The organism is uncultured Dechloromonas sp. (assembly GCF_945957265.1).
Taxonomy (GTDB): domain Bacteria; phylum Pseudomonadota; class Gammaproteobacteria; order Burkholderiales; family Rhodocyclaceae; genus Azonexus.
Map to the genome: position 1 here is coordinate 31,494 of NZ_CAMFKO010000004.1, position 21,821 is coordinate 53,314.

A 21,821-nucleotide genomic window follows, 5' to 3' on the forward strand; every position below is an offset into this window, starting at 1 on the left:
GCTTTGTCCCTAAAGGCTAAAGTTTTTCAGCCACGTGTCGGTAATGCTTAGGTAGGCTGACAAAAGCTTCTATGGGCGGCTCCGGGAGGATCGGAGATGCCGCTCAAGCAAAGGGGGACTTTTTGGGGGTTGTCGGGCGTTCGGAAAATACCGCCGTATTGCGTGTCCTGATTGTCGAGTCGGCTGGCAGGGACGGGCAGCGTTTGCTGGATGCGATCCTGGGTGGCAGCACGTCCATCGAGGGCTGTCTCGTCGCCGATCCGGACACGCTGTCGTCCAGGCTGCAAGCCGGGCGCTGGGATGCCTTCGTGCTTTCCTGCACCATGCCGGAATTGCCCGCCGTCGACGCCATGGCGCTGTTTCGCGAACGGGCGCCCACGATTCCCGTCATTCTCAGTATCGAACGCGGCGCCATGGATTTCCCCTTCGAACTGCTCGAGAACGGCGCTTGCGACTTCGTGTTCAAGAGCAATCCCTCGCGCTTGCCGGCGGTGATCGAGCGCGAGTGCGCGAAGAGCAGCCTTTTGCGGACCGGGCGGGAGGAGGTGGCGGCGACCATCGACGCCCTGCCCGCGGGGGAGGGCATCGCCCGCTTTCAGCAGCTTTCCAGCAATCTTCCCGAATGTTACTGGCTGTCCAATGCCGAGACGCAGGCGATTACCTTCATCAGCGCCGGCTACGAACACATCTGGGGCCGGCATGTCGACGCGCTGTACGCCGATCACCGGGATTGGCTGAGCTATGTCCATGACGAGGATCGGGAGCGCGTTGCCGAAGCCATGAGCGTCCATCGCGCCGGCGGGCTGGATATCCGCTTCCGCGTGTTGCGCCCGGGCGACGGATTGCGCTGGCTGCATGCCCGCAATTTCCCGGTTGGCAACGAGGGCGGCGAGGTCGCGAGTGTCGGCGGGGTGGCGACGGATATCACCGGCCAGCTCGCCTCCAAGTTGAACCTGTCTTACTACACCCATTTCGATGCGCTGACGGCGCTGCCCAACGAGTGGATGTTCTACGACCAGGTGCAGCGCATGATCGCCTTGTCCAAGCGCAGCGGCTTGCCGTTAAGCGTGATGGTCGTGGACATCGACCGTTTCCATGAGGTGAACCAGGCCTTGGGCTACGCCGCCGGCAATGAACTGCTGCGCCAGATGGCGGGCCGGCTTTCGGGTTCCCTGCGCGAATCGGATTATCTGTGCCGCCTGGGGGGCGATGTCTTCGGGATTCTCCTGCCGGAACTGGTCGATGGCCAGCAGGCAGGCATTGTGGCCCGGCGCATCATCGAGACACTGATCATGCCGGTGCGGGTTGCCGGGCAGGATGTATTCGCGACGGCCAGCATCGGCATCGGCTTTTACCCTCAGGACGGCCAGGAAGTCCATGAGCTGCTGAGCAACGCCCAGCTGGCCGGGGAGAACGCCAAGCTGCAGGGGCGCAATAGCTACCAGGCTTATTCCTCGGGCATGCAGGACCAGGTGCGTGAGCGCATGTTCCTCGAAATCGACCTGCGCAATGCCACGCTGAGCAACGAGTTCGTTCTGCATTTCCAGCCCAAGGTCAGCTGTGCCGACGGCCGCATTACCGGGGTCGAGGCCTTGTTGCGCTGGCAGCATCCGCGACGCGGCATTGTTTCTCCCGACCAGTTCATCCCCCTGCTCGAAGAGACCGGCCTCATCGTCCAGGTCGGGCGCTGGGTGCTCGAGGAAGCCTGCCGGCATGCTGTCGAGTGGCAACGGGCGGGACTGAGCATGCCCAGTGTTTCGGTAAACCTTTCGGCGCGGCAGTTGCAGTCGGAAACCTTGCTAGCCGACGTGGCGACGACCCTGGAGGAAACGGGGCTGTCGCCGTCCTGCCTCGACCTGGAGATCACCGAGAGCATGCTGATGCACAATGCCGACACGGCCATTCGCACGCTGTCGGCGCTGAAGAAGATGGGGGTCACGATTTCGCTGGACGATTTCGGCACCGGCTATTCCAGTCTTGCCTACCTGAAGCGTTTTCCGCTCGATGCGGTCAAGGTGGACCGCTCCTTTGTCCAGGATATCGCCGCCGATTCGGACGATGCGTCGATTACCCGGGCGGTGATCACCATGGCCCACCACCTCAAGCTCAAGGTGGTCGCCGAGGGGGTGGAGACGCCCGAGCAGCTGGCCCTGCTGATATCGCACCAGTGCGACGTGATCCAGGGCTATTTTTTCTCGCGGCCCCTGCCGGTCGACGAAATGACCGGCTTGCTGCTGGCCGACCAAAGGCTGCCGAGCAATCACCTCAATACCGGCAGCCGCAAGCCGATGGCGCTGTTCGTCGCGGTCGCCGGGTTCGACGAGGTCGTTTCCCGGCTCGGCCGCGAAGGGCATCGCGTGTGCGTCGTGCCCGACGTGGCCGGCGCAACGCAGTGGCTATCCGGCAACCTCGTCGATGTGCTGGTGTGCGGGGCGCCGCGCAAGGGATTCGATTCGGCGGCGCTGATCCGCCTGGCCGGCGAATTGCAGCCGCGCTGCGAGCGGATACTGCTTGCCGACAGCCGCCAGTGGAGTCGCAAGTCGGTGGCCGAACTGAGCGGTGCCGGCCTGGTGCACCGCGTCATTCACCTGCCGGTCGAGGCGGAGGCTTTCCGCCGCGTTGTCGACGACGCCCTGAACCGGCGGCACATCTCGGAAGAGTACAGCCGCCTGTCGCACGAGGTGGAGGTGGTCGAACGGCAATTGCTGCGGGCTGAAGAGGATCGGCGCCGGCTGTTCGACGAGAACCGGGTTCTCCAGGCCCAGGAGCGGCAGGGTTACCTGATTCTGCAGGAGGTGTTGTCGGCGCTGCCGATCCCGGTGATCGGGGTCGATGCCAGCGGTTTGGTGGCGCTGGTCAACGAGGCTGCCATCCGCCGCTTTGCCGGGCGCGGTATCGCGCCAGGCATCGAGCTTGCAGCGATCATCCCGGAGCTTCTCGAGGTCCCCTCGGGGGGGCGCGTCGTCATCGACGGCGTCTCCTATGGCTGCACCGCTCAGCAGATGGGGGCGCCGGCTGAAGGCCGCCTCTTCCTGCTGAGCGACGCCGGGGGCGAGGCATGAAGGGGGTGATTCTGACCGAGGCGGCGCTTCCCGGCATGTGCCTGAGCGAAGCCGTGCTCGACGATTCCGGGCGTGTGCTGGTGCCGGAAGCCGCGGTGTTGACCGAAGCCCTGATCCACAGCCTGTTGCGTCGCGGCGTGGCGGAGTTGTGCGTGGATCAGGCGGCGGAGGAAGACCCGGCCGAGCGCGAAATCAGGCGCGCCCGGATTTCCAGCTCGGTCGCCGCCTGCTTTCGCCGGGCGGGCGACGGGGTGGGAAGCAAGGCCCTGCGCGAGGCGATACTCGCTTTTCGCATGGGGCGCGGGGAATGAACACGCTTTCCCGGGACGAGATCGTCAGCCGCCTACACCGATTGCCGGCGCTGCCTGTGGTGATCGGCGAGCTGCTCTCGTCGTTTGGCAACGACGAGACGGACATCGGCCTGATCTGCCGGCAGGTGGCCCGCGACCAGTCGCTGACCGCGCGCTTGCTGCGGGTGGCCAACTCCTCCTTCTATGGCTTGCAATGCCGCGTGGCGACGATCAATGAAGCCGTTGTCGTTCTCGGCTTCCGGGCGGTGCGCAGCATGCTGCTGACGCTGAGCGTCAGCAGCGCCTTCGGCAAGCAGGATTGCCCCGGCTTCGAGCCGCGAGCCTATATGCGGCATTGCGTCGGGGTTGGCCTGGCGGCCAGGGCCATTGCCGAAACGACGGGGCGCAACCCCGACCTGGCCTTTGCCGGCGGGGTGTTGCACGACATGGGCCAGTTGGCGCTGGCCAGCGTTTTCAGCGACGCTTACGCCAGGGCGCTGGCCTATCGCCGGGAACACGATTGTCCGCTCGTCGTCGCCGAGCGGGACATCCTCGGTACCGACCACGCCGTCGTTGGCGGGCTGTTGGCCGATACCTGGAATTTTCCCGCCTCCTTGCGTTCGGCCATTGCCGAGCATCATTCGCCTTCGGCGGCGACGGCTGATTCCCTGGCCGACCTGGTTCATGTCGCCGATGCCATCGCCCACGGCCTGGGGCTGGCGGGCGACGACGACCTGGTGATGCCGGTCGATGCCACGGCCTGGCAAAGACTCGGCCTGGATCAGGAGAAGCTGGCCAGGATACTGCCGCGTGTGGTCGACGGCCTGGACGAGGCCAGCCAGGCGTTCAGCGCCTGATCGGCAGCGACAGGCGGGCGAGCAGGCCGCCTCCGGGGTTGGGCAGGAGAGCCAGGCGCCCTTCGTGAAGGCGGGCAACGCGTTCGACGATGGCGAGGCCGAGCCCGGTTCCGGTGGCGTTGCTGCGCGCGGTTTCCAGCCGGGTGAAGGGGCGTTTCAGACGGTCCACTTCGCTCTCCGGCACGCCGGGGCCACGGTCGCCGACGTCGATATGGATTTCCCGCTCATCGGACGAAAGACGGAGGCTGATCTCGCCGCCGGCGTACTTGGCGGCATTGTCGACCAGGTTGGTCACGGCGCGGGCAATGGCTTTCGGGCGCACGCTGACCTCGTTCAGCGCCGGCAGGTCGGTACTGACGTGCCGGCCGACGTGGTTCTGGCGGGCCGCAATCGACGCCAGCAGCGCCGGCAGGTCGGTGGGCGAGGGCGGTTCGCCGGATTCGGCGCGGGCGTAATCCATGAATTGGGAGATCACGCCTTCCATCTGCTCGATGTCCGAGACCACCCCCTGGCGGGCGTTTTCGTCCGCCACGCTGAGTTCCGCTTCCAGGCGCAGGCGGGTCAGCGGGGTACGCAAATCGTGCGAAATGCCGGCGAGCACTTCGGAACGCTCGCGCTCGTTGCGCTGCAGGTCGGCGGCCATGGCGTTGAAGGCGGTAGCCAGGCGTTTCAGTTCGTCGGCGCCATCCTCAGGCAGCGGCTCGGGTATCTGGCCGCGACCGACCGTTTCGGCCGAACTGGCCATCGCCTTGAGCGGCTTGCTGATGCGGGAGGCGATCAGCCAGGCGACGCCGAGCGCCAGCCCGACGGCGAGCAGCCCCCAGGTCAGCCAGTGCCGCGCAAAGCTGCGGGTCGCCCGCTCGCGCGGCAGAACCAGCCAGTACTCCTCGTCGTCGGCATCGTCCAGCCGGAAGCTGACCCAGAAGCCCGGCACGCCATCGACGCTGGCGGCAATCCGGGTGTGATCGCCAAGGCGTTGATTGAGCTCTTTTTGCAGCAGGGTGAAGAAGCGCGAGTCGGGCATGGCCTCGATCTCGTCTCCGGGTTCGGCCGGCAGGAGGCGGATGCCTTCGCGGCTGGAGAACTCGGCAAACAGGCCAAAGCGGCGCTGGGGGGCGGCGGCGAACAGCGACGCCCGGATCAGGTTGACGGCGGAAGCGGCCAGCTGCGCCGTTTCGCGGGCGCGCGGCTCGGCATCCATGTAGCGGAACAGGCTGAGCCAGGCCGCCGTCGTCAGCAGGACCAGGGTGGCAAGCAGCAGAAAGGTACGCGCCAGCAGCGTACGGGGCATCGGGTCAGTCCCGGGGGGCGCCGTCCGGCACGAAGACGTAGCCGAAGCCCCAGACGGTCTGCAGGTAGCGCGGCTGCGCCGGATCGGTTTCGATCAGCTTGCGCAGGCGGGAAACCTGGACATCGATGGCGCGGTCGAAGGGGCCCTGCTCGCGGCCGCGGGCCAGCGTCATCAGCTTGTCGCGCGACAGCGGCTGGCGCGGGTGCTGGAGCAGCACCTTGAGTACCGCGAACTCGCCGGTGGTCAGCGATTGCAGTTCGTCGCCGCGCTTCAGGGTGCGCGCGGCGAGATCGACTTCGATATTGCTGAAGCGTATGGTTTCCGCTTCGCCTTCCGGGGCGCCCGGCGGCCGGCTGCCCTGGCGACGCATGACGGCATGGATGCGGGCGAGCAGCTCGCGCGGGTTGAACGGCTTGGGCAGGTAGTCGTCGGCGCCCATTTCGAGTCCGACGATGCGATCGACCTCGTCGCCCTTGGCGGTCAGCATGATGATCGGCGTCTGGTCGCCCTGGCCGCGCAAGCGGCGGCAGATCGACAGCCCGTCCTCGCCGGGCATCATCAGGTCGAGCACGATCAGGTGGTAGTGTTCCCGGGCGCGCAGCTTGTCCATCTGCTGCCCGTCGGCGGCGGCCTTGACCTCGAAACCCTGTTCGCCCAGATAGCGCGTCAGCAGGTCGCGCAATCGTGAATCGTCATCGACGACGAGAATGTGGTGGTGTTGTTCGCTCATGCTGGCAAGGATAAGGGCTGACGATGAATGAAGCGCATCAAATGGTAACAAGCTTTTGCACCGCCCGGCCGGGAAACATATTCTTACATCTGGACTGGCTTGCCGCGCTTGCACGGAGGGACAATGGTGCCGTCCCCACATCCGGCCGCTACAATTCGCGCCATGAAACGTCTTCTCGCCTGTTCCTTCCTCTTTCTGAGCCTGCTCGGCTCGGCGGGCGGCGTCTGGGCGCAGCAGGGCTACTGGCGCGACTTGCCGCCGGATGAAAGGCGGCAGATGCGCCAGCAGATGCGCGAGCACTGGCAGCAGGAACGGGACATTCGCCGCGACGAACCGCCTCCGCGCTGGCGCGACATCCCGGCGGAGGACAGGCGGCGCCTGCGCGACGACATGCGCGAGCAGCGCGGGCTTCAGGAACCTCACGATTTCCGCGGAGGCGGTGGCGGGCGGGGCTGGCGGCGAGAGTGAATCGCTGAACCCGCGAGGCTCCGGTAAAATGCCGGTCCATGCTGATCCTTGCCCTTGAAACCTCGACCGAACTCGGTTCCTGCGCGCTTTGGCGCGACGGGGCGGTGACCGAACGCCGCTGCCCGGAAAAACGGCCGCATTCCGAAACCCTGTTGCCGCTCGTTCGCGATTTGCTGGCGGAATCCGGCTTGCGGATCGACGCCCTCGATGCGATTGCCTTCGGTGTCGGTCCGGGCGCCTTCACGGGCCTGCGCGTCGCTTGCGGCGCCGCGCAGGGGCTGGCGGTCGTCGCCGGCTTGCCCTTGATCCCGGTGACCAGCCTCGAGACCCTGGCGACGGCGGCGGGTGCCGACCGCGTTCTGACGCTGCTCGATGCGCGCATGGGCGAGGTGTATTCCGCCTGTTACGAGCGGGTGGGGGCGGACTATATCCAGCGCGGGGAGATTCGCGTTTCGGCGCCAGGCGACGTCGCGCTGCCCGCCGGTGCCGGCTGGCTGGCCTGCGGCAACGGATTGACGGCCTATCCCGGGCTGCTCGATCGCGTCCGCGCGGCCGGTCTCGCCGTCGAACCGGGCGGCTTGCCAAGCGCCGCCACGGTGGCCACCATTGCCGCCGCCAAGGCCGCGCTCGGTGCAGGTATCGATGCCGCCGAAGCGGCTCCGCTGTACGTCCGCGACAAGGTGGCGAAGACGGTTGCCGAGCGCATGCGGGAAGGCGGAAAGGCGTGAGCGGCCTGAGCATCGCGGCGGAGTTCTTGCCGATGAACGACAGCGATCTCGCCGCGGTGGCGGCCCTGGAGGCCACGCTGCAGGCTTTTCCCTGGTCGCGCGGCAACTTCGCCGATTCCCTGGCCAGCGGCTACAGCGTCTGGGTGTTGCGCCTGGGCGGCGACCTGATCGGTTTTTCGGTCGTCATGTCGGTGATCGACGAGGCCCATCTGCTCAACATCGGCGTCTGCAAGCGCTATCACGGCCAGGGCTACGGCGCCCGGCTGCTGCGCCATGCCATGGAATGCGCGCGCCTGGGCGGGGCGGCCAGGCTCTTTCTCGAAGTCCGGCCCTCCAACGAGCGGGCCGTCGACTTGTACCGGCATTTCGGATTTCGCCAGATCGGCATGCGCAAGGGCTATTATCCGGCCATCGTCGGTCGCGAGGACGCGCTGATTTTTGACAAGGAACTGGTGGCATGAGCTTGAGCCGGGAACAGATGCTCGTCGAGATGGGCATTTCGCCGATCTGGGTGTTGCGCGATGCACCGGCGGCCGAGCGCGTCGAGGAAAGCCCGGTCCGCGAGGCGGCGCCGTCGGTGCCGATTGCCGAAGCGGCTCCACCTGCCGTTCGGCCGGTCCATCGGGCGAGCGAGCCGCCCGCGGCCGCTGCGCTCGATGTCGGCGCGCTCGACTGGCCGGAGCTGGCCCGCCGGGTGGCCGGGTGCCGGGCCTGTTCGCTGTGCGAGCAGCGCAAGCAGGCCGTGCTCGGCGTTGGCGATACCAGCCCGGATTACCTGTTCATCGGCGAAGGCCCGGGGGCCGAGGAAGACGCCAGGGGGGAACCCTTCGTCGGGCAGGCCGGAAAGTTGCTGGACAGCATGCTGGCCGCGCTCGATATCGCCCGGGGCAATCGTGTTTACATCGCCAATGCCGTCAAATGCCGCCCGCCCGGCAACCGGACGCCGGAAGTGGCCGAAATGGCGGCTTGCTGGCCTTACCTGGAGCGCCAGATCGCGCTGCTCAAGCCAAAGATCATCGTCCTGCTGGGCAAGGCGGCCGTGCATGCCGTCCTGCATGACGACAAGTCGCTGGGCAGCCTGCGCGGCAAGCGTTTCGAGCATGCCGGCATTCCCGTGGTGGTGACTTACCACCCGGCCTATCTGCTGCGCAATCTGCCGGACAAGGCCAAGGCCTGGGAGGATCTGCTGTTCGCCCGCCGTACCTTGCGCGAGCAGCAGGCGCCCGAGCTGCCGTTCTAGCGGCCTGCTTCGTAATTGGCGGAATTTGTTGATTGCGAAGCAGACCGCTAGCCCGCGCGGCGCAGTCCGGCAGCAGCCGGGCAGTCAGTGGTGCGTCGTGTCGTCGAGGTGCCGGACGTCGTCCTGGATCGCCTGGTTGGCGAGATGGCGCTGGCGGATCATGTACATCAGGCCGCTGACGCACAGCCCGAACAGGGTGACGACCCAGTAGATCGACATGTCCATCTTGATCATCAGGTAATACAGGCCGGTCATGACCAGGATGGAAATGTTCTCGTTGAAGTTCTGCACCGCGATCGAGTGCCCGGCACCCATCAGGATATGGCCGCGATGCTGGAGCAGGGCGTTCATCGGCACCACGAAGAAGCCGGACAGCCCGCCGATGAGGACGAGCAGGGGGACGGCCAGCCAGATGCTGTCGACGAAGTTCATGACCAGCACGATCAGGCCCATGGCGATGCCGAGGGGAATGACGCGGACGGATTTGCGCAGGGTGATGTACTTGGCGGCAATGATGGCGCCGGCCGCAACCCCGACGGCGACCACCCCCTGCAGCATGGATGCCTTGGACAGTCCCAGGTTGAGCGCGACTTCCGCCCATTTGATGACGATGAACTGCAGCGTGGCGCCGGCTCCCCAGAACAGCGTGGTGACCGCCAGCGAGATCTGGCCGAGCTTGTCGCGCCAGAGCAGGGCCAGGCAATGGTTGAATTCGTGGATCAGGAACCAGGGGTTCTTCTTGAGCTGCTTGTGGTCGACGCCCGTGTTCGGGACGTAGAGGTTGAACAGGGCGGCCACTATGTAAAGCAGCGCAACGACCGAGAGGGCCATTTCGCCGATGGTGTCGATGCCGGTTTCGAACAGCGGAAAGTCGAAGGACAGCAGGTGCTGGGCGATGTCCGGGCGAATCAGCATGCCGCCGATGAGAACGCCGAGGATGATGGCGCCGACGGTCAGGCCTTCGATCCAGCCGTTGGCGACGACGAGCAGGCGATGCGGCAGGTATTCGGTGAGGATGCCGTATTTGGCCGGCGAGTAGCACGCGGCGCCCAGGCCGACGATGGCGTAGGCGACCAGCGGATGGGCGCCGAAGAACATCATGCTGCAACCGAGGATCTTGATCGTGTTGCTGATGAACATGACGCGACCCTTGGGCATCGAGTCGGCAAAGGCGCCGACGAAGGCGGCGAGGACCACGTAGGAAACGGTGAAGAAGGTCTTGAGCAGCGGCTCGTATTCGGCGGGCGCCTGCATCTCGCGCAAGGCGGCGATGGCAGCGATAAGCAGGGCATTGTCGGCCAGCGCGGAAAAAAACTGCGCCGCCATGATGATGTAGAAGCCGAATGGCACGAAAGTCTTGTCTCTTATATAACTTTGGGCGAGGTTTATACCACGCTCAGGATTGGGCGCAAGGCTTGCGCGTTTATCGCTCTTATGCATGTCCTCGTCGCGCCGGAGAAAATACCCAGTCTGTGTCATGGCGATTACGCATTGATGACGTGCCGGGCTTTCCGCGACCCATCAATATTTTCTTCCGGGCCTCATCCGGTCGCCCGGAACCCCGTTGGAATGTGATGAAATAACGTCCGCACACTATTCGGGAGAATCAACATGGCTGATCGGCGTTTGCAGGTTTTTCATGCCGTAGCCAAGCACCTGAGTTTTACGCGGGCCGCCGATGCCTTGTTCATGACGCAGCCGGCCGTCACCTTCCAGATCAAGCAACTGGAGGAGCAGTACAGCACCCGCCTTTTCGAGCGCCGGCACGGCAGCATTGCGCTGACCCCGGCCGGGGAACTGGTGCTCTCGTACGCCGAGCGCATCCTGGCGCTGTCGGACGAGATGGATACCCGCCTTTCCGAAATGACCGGGGAGATGCGCGGTCCGCTGCTGGTCGGGGCCAGCACGACCATCGCCGAATTCATGCTGCCGCGCGTGCTGGGAGAGTTCAACGCGCTGTACCCGCAGGTCCGGGCGCGGCTCATCGTCGCCAATTCGGAAAGCATCGAGACCCGCGTCGCCGAGCATACGATCGATATCGGACTGATCGAAGCGCCGGCGAAAGTGACCGGGCTGACCAGCCATATTTGCTGCGAGGACGAACTGCGCGTCATCTGTGCGCCGGACTATCCCCTCGCCGACATGAAATCGGTGACCCCCAAGGTGCTGACCGAATACGAATTCATCTCGCGGGAGCCGGGTTCCGGCACGCGGGAAATCACCGATGCCTACTTCCGCAGCCACGGAGTCGCCCCCGACAGCCTCAAGATGCAGATGGAACTGGGCAGCCCCGAGGCGCTGAAGGGCGTGGTATCCACCGGGCTCGGCTATGCGATCGTGTCGCGGGCGGTGGTCGAGAAGGAACTGCAGTTGGGCGACCTGGTCGCGATACCGCTCAAGCCGTCGCTGACGCGCAGCCTTTACCTGGTTTTCCCGCAGGACCGCTTCCAGTCGCGCCTGAGCGCCACCTTTATCGATTTTGCCAAGAGCAAGCTGAAAGAACTGGCTTTATGAAGACCTCTCGCCCAATCCGGGCACGTATCACCCCCGACGCAATCCGCAACAATTACCGGCTGGCCAGGCAACAGGCTCCACACGCCCGGGCCTGGGCCGTCATCAAGGCCAATGCCTACGGCCACGGGCAGTGGCGGGCGGTCGAAGCCCTCCGCGGCGAGGCCGACGGCTTTGCCCTGCTCGAGTGCGAAAACGCCGTGGCCCTGCGCGAAGCCGGGGTCAGCCAGCCCATCCTCCTGCTCGAGGGGGTATTCAGCGCGCGCGATGTGCGCTCGGTGGTCGAGCATCGCCTCACCTGCGTCATCCATTGCCTCGAACAACTCGAGTTGCTGGTCGGCAGCGGACAGTTTGCGGCGCCCGTAGCGGTTTACCTGAAGCTGAATACCGGCATGAATCGTCTCGGCTTCACCGCGGCCACGCTGCCGCGGGCGCTGGAGGTGTTGCGGACGCTGCCGGTCGACATCACGCTGATGACCCATTTCGCCGAAGCCGACGGCGAACGCGGCGTGGCCTGGCAACTGGCCCGCTTCAAGGACATGGCCGGCGACTGGAAGGGCAAGGTCAGCCTCGGCAATTCGGCGGCGATCCTGGCGCACCCGCAGACCCATGGCGACTGGGTGCGCCCCGGCATCATGCTCTACGGCGCCAGCCCCTTTGCCGACCGCGATGCCGCAACGCTCGGCCTGCAGCCCGCGATGGCGCTGGAAAGCGCCATCATCGGCGTGCAGGAGTTGGCGGTCGGCGAGCGGGTCGGCTACGGCGGCACCTTTACCGCCGAGCGGCCGATGCGCATCGGCATCGTGGCTTGCGGCTATGCCGACGGCTACCCGCGCCACGCGCCGAGCGGCACGCCCATCGCCGTGATGGGGCAGCGGACCACGACCGTCGGGCGGGTCTCGATGGACATGCTGGCCTGCGACCTGACCGCCATACCTGAAGCGGGAATCGGTTCCCCGGTCACGCTGTGGGGGAACGGGCTCGCCGGGACGGTGCCGGCGGACGAGGTCGCCGCGGCGGCCGGCACGATCGCCTACGAACTCTTCTGCGCGCTCGCCGCGCGGGTCCCCGTGGTGCTGGCCGACCCGGCGGCAAGCGAAAGGCGCTGAATGGCCAAGCTGAAAACGGTTTATACCTGCACCGAGTGCGGCGCCACCAGCCCCAAGTGGCAGGGACAATGCCCGGGCTGCAACGACTGGAACACGCTGGTCGAGACGGTGGCGGAGAAAGCGCCGACCAACAGCCGCTTCGAGTCCCTGGCGCCGGCGGCCAGGCTGCAGAACCTGTCGGAAATCGAGGCGCGCGAGGCCGAGCGCATTCCGACCGGCATCGGCGAATTCGACCGGGCGCTCGGCGGCGGCCTGGTGGCCGGCGGCGTCGTGCTCATCGGCGGCGATCCGGGCATCGGCAAGAGCACCTTGCTGCTCCAGGCGCTGTCCCATCTGTCGGCGGAGCACAAGGTGCTCTACGTCAGCGGCGAGGAATCCGGCGAACAGGTGGCGCTGAGGGCGCGCCGGCTCGGGCTGGATACCCGGCGCCTGCCGCTGATGGCGGAAATCAACCTGGAGCGCATCCTGGCTACCTTGCAGGCCGAGAAGCCGGTGGTGGCGGTGATCGACTCGATCCAGACCCTGTGGTCGGACCAGCTGTCGAGCGCTCCCGGCTCGGTGGCCCAGGTGCGCGAATGCGCCGCCCAGCTGACGCGCCTGGCCAAGCAGGCCGGCATCACCGTCATCCTGGTCGGGCACGTGACCAAGGAGGGAGCGCTGGCCGGTCCGCGCGTGCTCGAACATATCGTCGATACCGTGCTCTATTTCGAGGGCGATACCCATTCCAGCTTCCGCCTGGTGCGCGCCTTCAAGAACCGTTTCGGGGCGGTGAACGAACTCGGTGTCTTCGCCATGACCGAGAGCGGACTGAAAGGGGTCAGCAACCCGTCGGCGCTGTTCCTGTCGCAGCATGCCCAGGACGTGCCGGGTTCCTGCGTGATGGTCACGCAGGAGGGCACGCGGCCGCTGCTGGTCGAAATCCAGGCCCTGGTCGATACCGCCCACGGCAATCCGCGTCGCCTGACGGTCGGCCTGGAGGCGCAGCGTCTCGCCATGCTGCTGGCCGTCCTGCATCGCCATGCCGGTATCGTCTGCTTCGATCAGGATGTCTTCGTCAATGCGGTGGGCGGCGTCAAGATCACCGAGCCGGCGGCCGACCTGGCGGTGCTGCTGTCGATCGCCTCGTCGCTCAAGAACAAGCCGCTGCCATCGAAACTCATCGTTTTCGGCGAGGTTGGCCTGGCCGGGGAAATCCGCCCGGCACCGCGCGGCCAGGAGCGTCTCAAGGAGGCGGCCAAGCTTGGTTTCAGCCGGGCCCTGATCCCGGAGGCCAATCGACCGAAACAGGGGATAGCCGGCATGGAGGTGATCGCGGTCAGGCGCGTGGAAGAGGCGGTGGCGCGAATACGCGAGATGGAATAAGCTTCCGGAATAATACTTTCGGCTGATATGTTCAACCTGTCACGCTATTTCTCGACGGTCAGCTTCATACTCATCGTGCTCGCCGCCGGTGTTTTGGGGCCGTTGTACCAGAAGCTGTCCCTGCAGCAGATGAAGGATCTGGCCCAGGGGCGGAACGTCGCCATGGCGCAGGTTTTCCAGAACTCGCTGCATGAACCGCTGCTCGGCTTGCTGGCCGAGTCGACCGGGCGCGATGCGAGCGCGCTGGCCGAGTCCGGCAGCCGCGCTCACATTCAGGACAACGCGCATATCCTGATGCACGGAACGTCGGTCATCAAGGTGAAGGTGTACAACCGGGTCGGCAACGTGATTTTCTCGACCGATGCCCGCCAGATCGGCGAAAACAGGCTGGCCAGCCCGGGGTTCAAGGCGGCGATCAACGGTCTGGTCCTCAGCGAGCTGACGCATCGAAACACCCCCGACAGCCTCGAGGGGACGCTCGCCGACATCGACGTGCTGGCCAGCTACATTCCGATCCGCGGCAAGGACAATTCGGTCGAAGGGGTGTTCGAGCTGTATCAGAACGTCACGCCCTTCGTCGAGGAACTGGAGCGCAATCTGTGGTGGGTGACGGCAGGCATCGTGCTGACCTTCGCCTTCCTGTACCTGATGCAGTTCCTGGTGGTCCGCCGGGCACAGGGCATCCTGGAGGACCAGGAAGGGCGGATCAAGGCGGCGCGCGACACCCTGGAAGTGCAGGTGGCGGCGCGCACCGAGGAGCTGAAGCGGACCAACGTGCAGCTCGAAGGCGAAATCTCCGAGCGGCGCCAGGCGCAGAGCAAGCTGAACTACCTGGCCTATCACGACCCGCTGACCGGGCTGGCCAACCGCCGCTGCTTCATCGAGCGCCTCGAGGAAAGCCTGCGCGAAACCGCCCAGCGCGACGAGCGGCTGGCGGTCCTGTTCATCGACCTCGACCAGTTCAAGCAGGTCAACGATTCGCTCGGCCACGGGGTCGGCGACGAATTGCTGGTGGCGGTGGCCTCCCGCCTGGCCGAGCATGTCCGCCTCATCGACATGCTCGCCCGCCTCGGCGGCGACGAGTTCATCTGCCTGATGGAGGCGGTACGCGACGAGCGCGAGGTCGAGGTGCTGGCCCAGGAGATCATCGACGCATTCGAGCAGCCGTTCCAGCTCGGGGACCATGAGCTCTTCCTCACCGCCTCGGTCGGCATCAGCCTTTTCCCGGGCGATGGCGACAGCGTCCTGGCGCTGATGCGCAATGCCGATACGGCCATGTATCGCGCCAAGTTCAGCGGGCGCGGCAACTACCATTTCTACACGCCCGACATGACCCTGCTGGCGCAGGAGCGCATCCAGATGGAAAACCTGCTGCGGCGCGCGCTCGAACACGGCGAATTCAGGGTGCACCTGCAGCCGCAGGTCGATACCCGGAGCACCAGGCTGGTCGGTGCCGAGGCGCTGGTGCGTTGGGAAAGCCCCGAGCTGGGCCTGGTCATGCCGAGCCGTTTCATTCCCATCGCCGAAGATTCGGGCCTGATCGTCGGCCTGGGCAACTGGGTGCTGCGCGAGACCTGCCGGCAATTCATGATCTGGCGGGAGAGCGGTTTCGAACTGCCCCAGGTGTCGGTGAACCTGTCCGTCAAGCAACTCGAGCGCCCCGAGTTCATCGATGTGCTGGACAGCATTCTGGCCGATACCGGCATGAACCCGAGCCATCTCAAGCTGGAGCTGACCGAATCGGTCGTCATGGCGGTCGGCGACTCTTTCGGCTTGCTGGAAAAACTGCGCAGCCTGGGCATCAGCCTGGCGCTCGACGATTTCGGCACCGGCTATTCGTCGCTCAGCTACCTGAAAATGCTGCCCATCCAGCAGCTCAAGATCGATCGCTCGTTTGTCGAAGGCATCGGCAGCAACGGCGGCGACGAGGCGATCATTCGCACCATCATGGAACTGGCCCGCAGCCTGTCCTTCGAAGTGGTGGCCGAGGGCGTCGAAACCGAGGAGCAGGCGGCATTCCTCGCCGAACTCGGCTGCCAGCAGCTGCAAGGCTACCTGCATGGCCGGGCGGTGGCGCCGGCCGAATTCCGCACGCGCTGGTCCAGGGCGACATGATTGCCGCGTTTTCCTGGCGGCTGCTCGGCCGGGAACTGCGCTCCGGCGAACTCAGGCTACTTTTTGCCGCCCTGGTCGTGGCCGTCGCCGCGGTAACCGCCGTCGGCTTCTTCGGCGACCGCGTGCGCCAGGGCTTGCAGCGCGAGGCGCAACAGATGATGGGGGGCGACCTGATCGTCACCTCCGATCATCCCTTGCCGGAACGCTATCGCGAGGAAGCCCGCCGCCATCGCCTGCGACTGGCGGAAACCCTGGTCTTCCCGAGCATGGTGATGGCCGGCGGACAGGCCCAGCTGGCCGATATCAAGGCGGTTTCCGGCAGCTATCCGCTGCGCGGCAGCCTGGGGCGCATTCCTCTCGGCGAAGAGAGCAGCCGCGAGGCGGGGCACGGTCCGGAAGCGGGGTCGGTATGGCTCGACGAACGCCTGGCGTCGGCGCTGACCGTCCATGCCGGCGAAGCGCTCAGGGTCGGCGGGGCGACGCTGCCGGTGGCGGCCATACTGACGCGCGAGCCGGACCGCGGGGTCAATTTCTTCAGCCTCGCGCCGCGCTTGATGATGCATCTGGACGACATCGCCGCCACCGGGCTGGTCCAGTTTGGGGCGCGAATTCGTTACACGCTGATGCTGGCGGGCGACGAGCGCGATGTCGCGGCTTACCGGAAATGGCTGGATGGCCAGCTGGCGCACGGGGAACGCGTCGAGGATGCCGGCAATGCCCGTCCCGAGATACGCAGCATTCTCGACCGTGCGGAGCGCTTTCTCGGCCTTGCCACCTTGCTCACGGTGATCCTCTCGGCCGTGGCGGTGGCCTTGGCAGCGCGTCGCTACATGCAGCGCCACCTCGATGCCTGCGCGGTGATGCGCTGCCTGGGCATGACGCAGGCCGGCCTGCTCGGATTGCACGCCACCCTGTTTCTTTGGCTGTCCCTGCTCGCCGGTTTGCTGGGCAGTGCGCTGGGCTATGCCGCGCATTTCATGCTGATGAAGTGGCTGCGCGACGTGCTCGCGCTCGACTTGCCCGCTGCCGGCGGCTTGCCCTTGGCGGCCGGCAGCGGGGTTTCCGGCGTGCTGTTGTTCGGTTTCGCCTTTCCGCCATTGTTGCAACTGGCGCGCGTGCCGACCTTGCGCGTGCTGCGACGCGAGCTTGGCGCACCGCAGGCATCGCTGCTTGGCGGCTACCTCTTCGGCCTGCTCCTGCTGGCGGCGCTGATCGTCTGGGTCGCCGGCGACCTTCGTCTCGGGCTTGTCGCCGTGGCCGGGTTTGCCGGGGCGCTGGCGACCTTCTGGGCGATTGCCCGGCTGTTCATCGCCGTCGTTTCGCGCTGGCGAGGCGGCGCCGGTTTCGGCTGGCGGCAGGGATTGGCCAGCCTGGGCCGGCATGCCCCGTCGGCGGCGATCCAGGTCGTCGCCTTGGCGGTCGGCTTGATGGCCATGCTCCTGCTCACCGTCATCCGGGGCGATCTGCTGGCGACCTGGCAGGGCTCGATGCCCGCCGATGCGCCGAATCGCTTCATCATCAACATCCAGCCCGAGCAGCGGGAAGCGCTGGCCAGCGAACTGCGTAAACTCGGCATCGGGTCCGAGCTGTTGCCGATGGTGCGCGCGCGGCTCGTGCGCATCGGCGGGCAAACGGTCAGCCCGGCCAGCTACCCGGAGGATGAACGCGCCCAGCGCTTGATCGAGCGCGAGTTCAATCTTTCGTGGCGAGCCGACCTGCCGGACGGCAACCGGCTCGTTGCCGGGCAATGGTTCCGGCCCGAGGAGAGCGGCCAGGGGCTGGCCTCGGTGGAGGAGGGGCTGGCCAAGACCCTCGGCATCCGGATGGGCGACGAACTGGCCTTTGTCGTCGCCGGCGTGGAGAAAACGCTGCGGGTCAGCAGCCTGCGCAAGCTCTCCTGGGATTCGATGCGCGTCAATTTCTTCGTCCTGGCGCCACCGGGAGTCATTGAAGACGCCCCGGCCAGCTACATCACCAGCTTTTACCTGCCGCCGGAGCGGGCTGCGGCCACGGCGGATCTGGTCAGGCGTTTTCCCAACCTGACGCTGATCGATGTCGATGCGGTGCTTCGCCAGTTGCAATCGGTGATCGGGCAAGTCGCCCGGGCCATCCAGTTCGTTTTCGTCTTCACGCTGCTGGCTGGCGGCATCGTGCTGTATTCGGCCATGCTCACGGCCTTCGACGAGCGTCGCTACGAACTGGCCGTGATGCGCGCCCTGGGGGCGCAACGGCAGCAGCTGGTGCGGGCGATGCATGTCGAACTGGCCATCGTCGGCGCGCTCGCCGGGCTGTTTGCCGCAGCGGGCGCCATGGTGCTGGGGGATGTTGTCAGCCGCCAGGCTTTCCAGCTCGAGTTGGCGCCCAATCTCTGGCTTCCCCTGGTTTCGGCGGCGGGCGGGGCCGTATTGACCGTCGCGATCGGCTGGCAGGGATTTCGCCGGCTGTTGCGCGCGCCGCCGCTTCTGGCCCTGCGCAATGGTGCGTAAAGCGCGCTCAGACCAGGATTTCGTAGACGTTCAGGCCGTCCTGCCAGGCGTAATGCACCTCTTGGCTGAGGCCGCGAATCAGCGCGATGCCGAGGCCGCCGATCACGGCTTCGGAGGCCGTTTGCTCCGGCGCGCGGGTGATGTCGTAGGCGGGCGCGGCATCGGTGTAGCACAGCAGGATGCCGGAGGGATGTTGTGCCATCCGGCAGGTCACGGCGGCCTCGCCTTCGCCGCCATGGCCGTGAAGGACGGTGTTGGTGAAGAGCTCCTCGACGATCAGCTGCAGCCGAAGCGCGATTTCCTCCGGAAAGCCGAATTGCCGCGTGCCTTCGGCGAGCGCCAGCATGAGCCTGGGCAGCTCGGACATGCGCGCGCAAACTGAAATATCCGTAGAATTGGCAGCCATCGAATTAACCGGGGAGTAGGGCATGATTAGATCACATTGGGCGCTTGCCGGTGCGGCGGCCGTATCGATCCTTGCTTCTTCACCGTTGTGGGCGGAACAGGCCGGGATGGTCAAGGTCAGCAAGGGGGCCGTCAGTATCGAACGCGAGGGCCGGAAGCTGGCTGCCGGAGTGGGAACGCCGGTGCAGGTGGCGGACCGTGTCCGGACCGGACCGGATGGCTCGGTCGGCGTTACCCTGCGCGACAATACCTTGCTGTCCGCGGGGCCCAATTCGCTGATCGTCATCGACCGCTTCGCTTACGACAGCGTCACGCAGGAAGGAAAGATTTCGGTCGGCGTTCGCAAGGGGACGCTGGCCGTCGCCTCCGGGCGGATCGCCAAGCGCACGCCGGAATCGGTCGATTTCCACACGCCGACTTCCATCCTCGGTGTCCGGGGTACGGAGTTCGTCATCGAAGTGGAGGGCGACGGCGATGAATAAGGCGCTTCTGCTCGGCGTCGCCGCCGTTTTCCTGGGTGCTTGCGCCAGCGAGCGGGTGGTGCTGCTGCCGTCGGGCGACGGCGCGCCCGGGGCGGTGGTCGTTCGCGACCAGGCCGGCGAGATTCGCCTCGACCAGCCCTATGCCGCGCTCAAGCGGACGCTGGACAGCAACCGGGTTTATCAATCCTCGCCCCAGGAAGTGTCGGAGCGCTATGGCCAGGCCCTGGCCGTGCAACCGCCGCGTCCGAGCGCCTACATCCTTCACTTCGAGAGTGGAGGCAACGTGCTGACGGCCGAATCCCAGGCCGCGCTGGAAGTCATCCGCAAGGAAGTGGCCGAACGGCCGGCCTCGGAAGTCCTGGTCATCGGGCATACCGATCGCGTTGGCAGCGCGGATGGCAACGCCAGGCTGTCGCTCAAGCGTGCCGAGTTGATTCGTGACGTATTGGTCGACAGCGGCGTGGATGCGGGCAAGCTGGAAACGGTTGGCCGCGGCGAAAGCGACCCGCTGGTGCCGACCGCCGACGAGGTGGACGAGCCCCGCAACCGGCGCGTCGAGATCAACGTCCGCTAGTCTTGGCCACCTGCCGCGCCGTGCCAGCGTAAAAACAGCAAGGTCAGGTCGTCCGCCGGCGGGTGGCCGGCCTCGAAGCGCCTGACCGCGTCGCGCAGCGACGACGCGCAGTCGTGCACGGGTGTCGCGCCGAAGGCCACGATTGCCGCCCGCAGGCGCACGACGCCGAACATTTCCTGCCCATGCATGGCTTCGGTTACGCCATCCGTAAACAGGCAGAGCAGGTCGCCGGCTTGCAACTGCATGCCGGCCGATTCGAAAGGGTAGCTGCCGGCGGCACAGAGCGGCGGGCCGGCGATGGCCCGGGTGTCGACGGACAGCAATCGTCCGTTGCGAACGATCAACGGGGCATCGTGGCCGGCGCAGACATAGTCGAGGTGTCCGCTCTCGACATCGAGAATGCCGATGAAGGCCGTCACGAAGAGGTATTCCGGATTCTCGCGGTTCAGTTCCGCTTCGATGTCGCGGAAGGCAGAGCCGAGCTCGGCGTGGCGCCGGGTCAGCGTTGCGGTCAGGGTTTTCGAGATGGCCATGAACAGGCTGGCCGGAACGCCCTTGCCGGACACGTCGCCGATCGCAACGCAGAGCCGGCGTTCGTCCAGCATGAAGCAGTCGTAGTAATCGCCGCCGACGGCGCGTGCCGGTTCGAGCAGGGCAGCTACCGAAAAACGCCGTTCATCGGGGAAAAGCCTGGCGGTGTCCGGCAGCAGGCCCATCTGGATGCGCCTGGCCGCATCGAGTTCGCCGTTCATGTGGGCCGCTTCCTCCCGGCTTTGTTGCAACTGGGCCTCGGCGCTGTGTCGCAGGCTGTCCGCGGCGATCAGGGTGTTGCCGAGCAGCGAGATGAATGGCGGGCAGAGCAGGAGCAGCAGGGATGCGCCGTCGAACAGGTAGCGCGCAGAGAAAAAGGCCAGGTAGCCCCCGGCCAGGATGGCGGTGGCGGCCAGCGCGAAGCCCAGAACGGCGTAGCGTGCCCGCAAGCGCGGGATGAAGGCGATGAGCGCCAGGCCGACCCCGAGCAGCGTGGCCATTTCGGCCCATTGCATCCAGTACGGGCGTTGCAGGGCATGGCCGGCGAGCACGCTTTCGATCACCTGGGCGTGAATGTCGACGCCGGGGAGGCTCTCGCCCAGCGGGGTGACGATGCGATCCTGCAGCCCGGTGCTGTTGAAGCCGATGATCACGAAGCGCGAGCGGAAAAGCGCCGGGTCGTGCATTCCCGCCAGGACGTCGGCCGCCGACAGGTAGTAGTGGGAGCTGGAAGCCCCGAAGTGCAGCAGCAGTTCGCCGTTGCGCTGGACCGGCAGGCGGTAGTCGCCGATGCGGATGGCCTGCATCCCGTGCGCTCCGTCTTCCGTCTGCACGCTGCCTGCCTCGCCGAGCGCCACGCGGACCATTTCAAGCGGCAGGGACAGGAAGGGAAGCTCGTTGACGAAGGCCAGTGTCGGCACCCGTCGCAACACGCCGCGCTGGTTGTCGGCTTGACCCAGTTCCGGCGTGGCGTTGATCAGGCCTTCGCCGGCGGCTGCGGCGGCGATGACGGGGCGGCTGGCGAGGGCGCTGACGAAGTGGGGTAGAAAGCGGTCGCGCGATGCGTCCTGGTCGAAGACGGGCAGGGGCTTGGCGGGTTGCCGCCCGCCCGGCAGGGGCTTGCTCAGGCCGACCAGGGCGAGGACGGCAGGCGTCCCTTCCAGGGCGGCTGCCAGCTTCCGGTCGGGGTCCGGCAGCGCGGCCAGGGTGTCGGCTGTCATGCCGGGGATGTGCCGGGCCAGCACTTCCGGGCTGTAGCGGTCGCGTTCGGCGAACACCACGTCGATGCCCAGGGCGAGCGGCCGGCCGGCCTGGATTTTGTCGACCAGGGCGGCGATCAGGTCGCGCGACCAGGGCCATTGCCCCAACTGGACGAGGCTCTGGCTGTCGATGCCGACAATGACCACCGGTTCGCTCTCCCGTTGTCGGGGCAGCACCCGCTGGTAGTGGTCGAATTGCGCCTCGCGGATGCCGAGCAGCGGCTGCGTCTCGGGTTGCGTGAGCAGGCCGGCGGCCAGGAGCAGCAACAGCAACGGAAAGGCCCGCCCGCGTCCGGCACGGATCACGGTGAGGAGCATTGC

Annotated in this window: 19 protein-coding genes; 14 read left to right on the top strand and 5 right to left on the bottom strand. The window is 66.2% G+C overall.

The genetic code is table 11. The features are described 5' to 3' along the window. Positions 1-158 precede the first annotated feature (158 nt). From Q0P59_RS03560 to Q0P59_RS03570, 3 genes are read left to right on the top strand one after another with little or no spacing between them, the layout of a single operon-like run. Entirely contained in the window at positions 159-3,062 is a 2,904-nt protein-coding gene (locus tag Q0P59_RS03560) for an EAL domain-containing protein (protein ID WP_295003649.1), read from the top strand. Then, positions 3,059-3,373 carry a hypothetical protein gene (locus Q0P59_RS03565; RefSeq protein WP_295003651.1) on the top strand — a complete coding sequence of 105 codons (315 nt, stop codon included), beginning with the start codon at positions 3,059-3,061 and terminating at the stop codon, positions 3,371-3,373. Before Q0P59_RS03560 ends, Q0P59_RS03565 begins: the two co-directional genes overlap by 4 nt. Next, a complete protein-coding gene (locus Q0P59_RS03570; RefSeq protein ID WP_295003653.1) occupies positions 3,370-4,209 on the top strand; it encodes an HDOD domain-containing protein in 840 nt (279 codons plus the stop codon). The genes Q0P59_RS03565 and Q0P59_RS03570 overlap by 4 nt, the downstream gene beginning before the upstream one ends. On the opposite strand, the gene Q0P59_RS03575 is transcribed toward Q0P59_RS03570, so the two are convergent. Then, complete coding sequence (locus Q0P59_RS03575; protein WP_295003655.1) at positions 4,199-5,500, bottom strand: ATP-binding protein; 1,302 nt, start codon at positions 5,498-5,500, stop codon at positions 4,199-4,201. The two genes, Q0P59_RS03570 and Q0P59_RS03575, sit on opposite strands and share 11 nt — an antisense overlap. A 4-nt stretch (positions 5,501-5,504) precedes the next feature. Next, positions 5,505-6,230 carry a two-component system response regulator OmpR gene (ompR, locus tag Q0P59_RS03580; protein ID WP_295003657.1) on the bottom strand — a complete coding sequence of 242 codons (726 nt, stop codon included), beginning with the start codon at positions 6,228-6,230 and terminating at the stop codon, positions 5,505-5,507. A gap of 162 nt (positions 6,231-6,392) precedes the next feature. Between ompR and Q0P59_RS03585 the strand changes: the two genes are divergently transcribed. Genes Q0P59_RS03585 through Q0P59_RS03600 form a run of 4 tightly spaced genes read left to right on the top strand, consistent with a single transcriptional unit; the run spans position 6,393 to position 8,666 of the window. Further along, on the top strand, positions 6,393-6,698 hold the full coding sequence (locus tag Q0P59_RS03585) for a hypothetical protein (protein ID WP_295003659.1): 306 nt from the start codon (positions 6,393-6,395) through the stop codon (positions 6,696-6,698). Between the two features lie 38 nt (positions 6,699-6,736). Beyond that, entirely contained in the window at positions 6,737-7,426 is a 690-nt protein-coding gene (gene tsaB / locus Q0P59_RS03590; RefSeq protein ID WP_295003661.1) for a tRNA (adenosine(37)-N6)-threonylcarbamoyltransferase complex dimerization subunit type 1 TsaB, read from the top strand. Then, positions 7,423-7,887, top strand: a complete 465-nt coding sequence (gene rimI / locus Q0P59_RS03595; RefSeq protein ID WP_295003663.1) for a ribosomal protein S18-alanine N-acetyltransferase — start codon at positions 7,423-7,425, stop codon at positions 7,885-7,887. Before tsaB ends, rimI begins: the two co-directional genes overlap by 4 nt. Continuing rightward, a complete protein-coding gene (locus tag Q0P59_RS03600) occupies positions 7,884-8,666 on the top strand; it encodes a uracil-DNA glycosylase (RefSeq protein ID WP_295003665.1) in 783 nt (260 codons plus the stop codon). The genes rimI and Q0P59_RS03600 overlap by 4 nt, the downstream gene beginning before the upstream one ends. A gap of 84 nt (positions 8,667-8,750) precedes the next feature. Here the strand turns inward: Q0P59_RS03600 and lplT are convergent, their stop codons facing one another. After that, positions 8,751-10,016, bottom strand: coding sequence for a lysophospholipid transporter LplT (gene lplT, locus Q0P59_RS03605; RefSeq protein WP_295003667.1), 1,266 nt, complete (start codon positions 10,014-10,016; stop codon positions 8,751-8,753). Positions 10,017-10,277: 261 nt separating this feature from the next. On the opposite strand from lplT, the gene Q0P59_RS03610 reads away from it, so the two are divergent. The 5 genes from Q0P59_RS03610 to Q0P59_RS03630 are packed head-to-tail and all read left to right on the top strand — an operon-like array spanning position 10,278 to position 18,249. Next, on the top strand, positions 10,278-11,180 hold the full coding sequence (locus Q0P59_RS03610) for a LysR family transcriptional regulator (protein ID WP_295003669.1): 903 nt from the start codon (positions 10,278-10,280) through the stop codon (positions 11,178-11,180). After that, on the top strand, positions 11,177-12,286 hold the full coding sequence (alr, locus tag Q0P59_RS03615) for an alanine racemase (RefSeq protein WP_295003671.1): 1,110 nt from the start codon (positions 11,177-11,179) through the stop codon (positions 12,284-12,286). Before Q0P59_RS03610 ends, alr begins: the two co-directional genes overlap by 4 nt. Next, the gene (gene radA, locus Q0P59_RS03620) at positions 12,287-13,648 is read left to right on the top strand and encodes a DNA repair protein RadA (protein WP_295003673.1); all 1,362 of its coding nucleotides are present in this window, start codon (positions 12,287-12,289) and stop codon (positions 13,646-13,648) included. A gap of 27 nt (positions 13,649-13,675) precedes the next feature. Then, complete coding sequence (locus tag Q0P59_RS03625) at positions 13,676-15,763, top strand: EAL domain-containing protein (RefSeq protein WP_295003675.1); 2,088 nt, start codon at positions 13,676-13,678, stop codon at positions 15,761-15,763. Further along, entirely contained in the window at positions 15,760-18,249 is a 2,490-nt protein-coding gene (locus tag Q0P59_RS03630) for an FtsX-like permease family protein (RefSeq protein WP_295003677.1), read from the top strand. Before Q0P59_RS03625 ends, Q0P59_RS03630 begins: the two co-directional genes overlap by 4 nt. 7 nt (positions 18,250-18,256) lie before the next feature. On the opposite strand, the gene Q0P59_RS03635 is transcribed toward Q0P59_RS03630, so the two are convergent. Then, positions 18,257-18,616: an ATP-binding protein gene (locus Q0P59_RS03635; protein ID WP_295003679.1), complete on the bottom strand. Its 360-nt coding sequence runs from the start codon at positions 18,614-18,616 to the stop codon at positions 18,257-18,259. Positions 18,617-18,677: 61 nt separating this feature from the next. On the opposite strand from Q0P59_RS03635, the gene Q0P59_RS03640 reads away from it, so the two are divergent. Beyond that, positions 18,678-19,136 (top strand): FecR domain-containing protein, encoded by a 459-nt coding sequence (locus Q0P59_RS03640; protein ID WP_295003681.1) that lies wholly within the window; start codon positions 18,678-18,680, stop codon positions 19,134-19,136. Next, positions 19,129-19,710 (top strand): OmpA family protein, encoded by a 582-nt coding sequence (locus Q0P59_RS03645; protein WP_295003683.1) that lies wholly within the window; start codon positions 19,129-19,131, stop codon positions 19,708-19,710. Before Q0P59_RS03640 ends, Q0P59_RS03645 begins: the two co-directional genes overlap by 8 nt. Here Q0P59_RS03645 and Q0P59_RS03650 read toward each other — a convergent pair. Next, the gene (locus tag Q0P59_RS03650) at positions 19,707-21,818 is read right to left on the bottom strand and encodes a CHASE2 domain-containing protein (RefSeq protein WP_295003685.1); all 2,112 of its coding nucleotides are present in this window, start codon (positions 21,816-21,818) and stop codon (positions 19,707-19,709) included. The two genes, Q0P59_RS03645 and Q0P59_RS03650, sit on opposite strands and share 4 nt — an antisense overlap. Between the last annotated feature and the right edge of the window lie 3 nt (positions 21,819-21,821).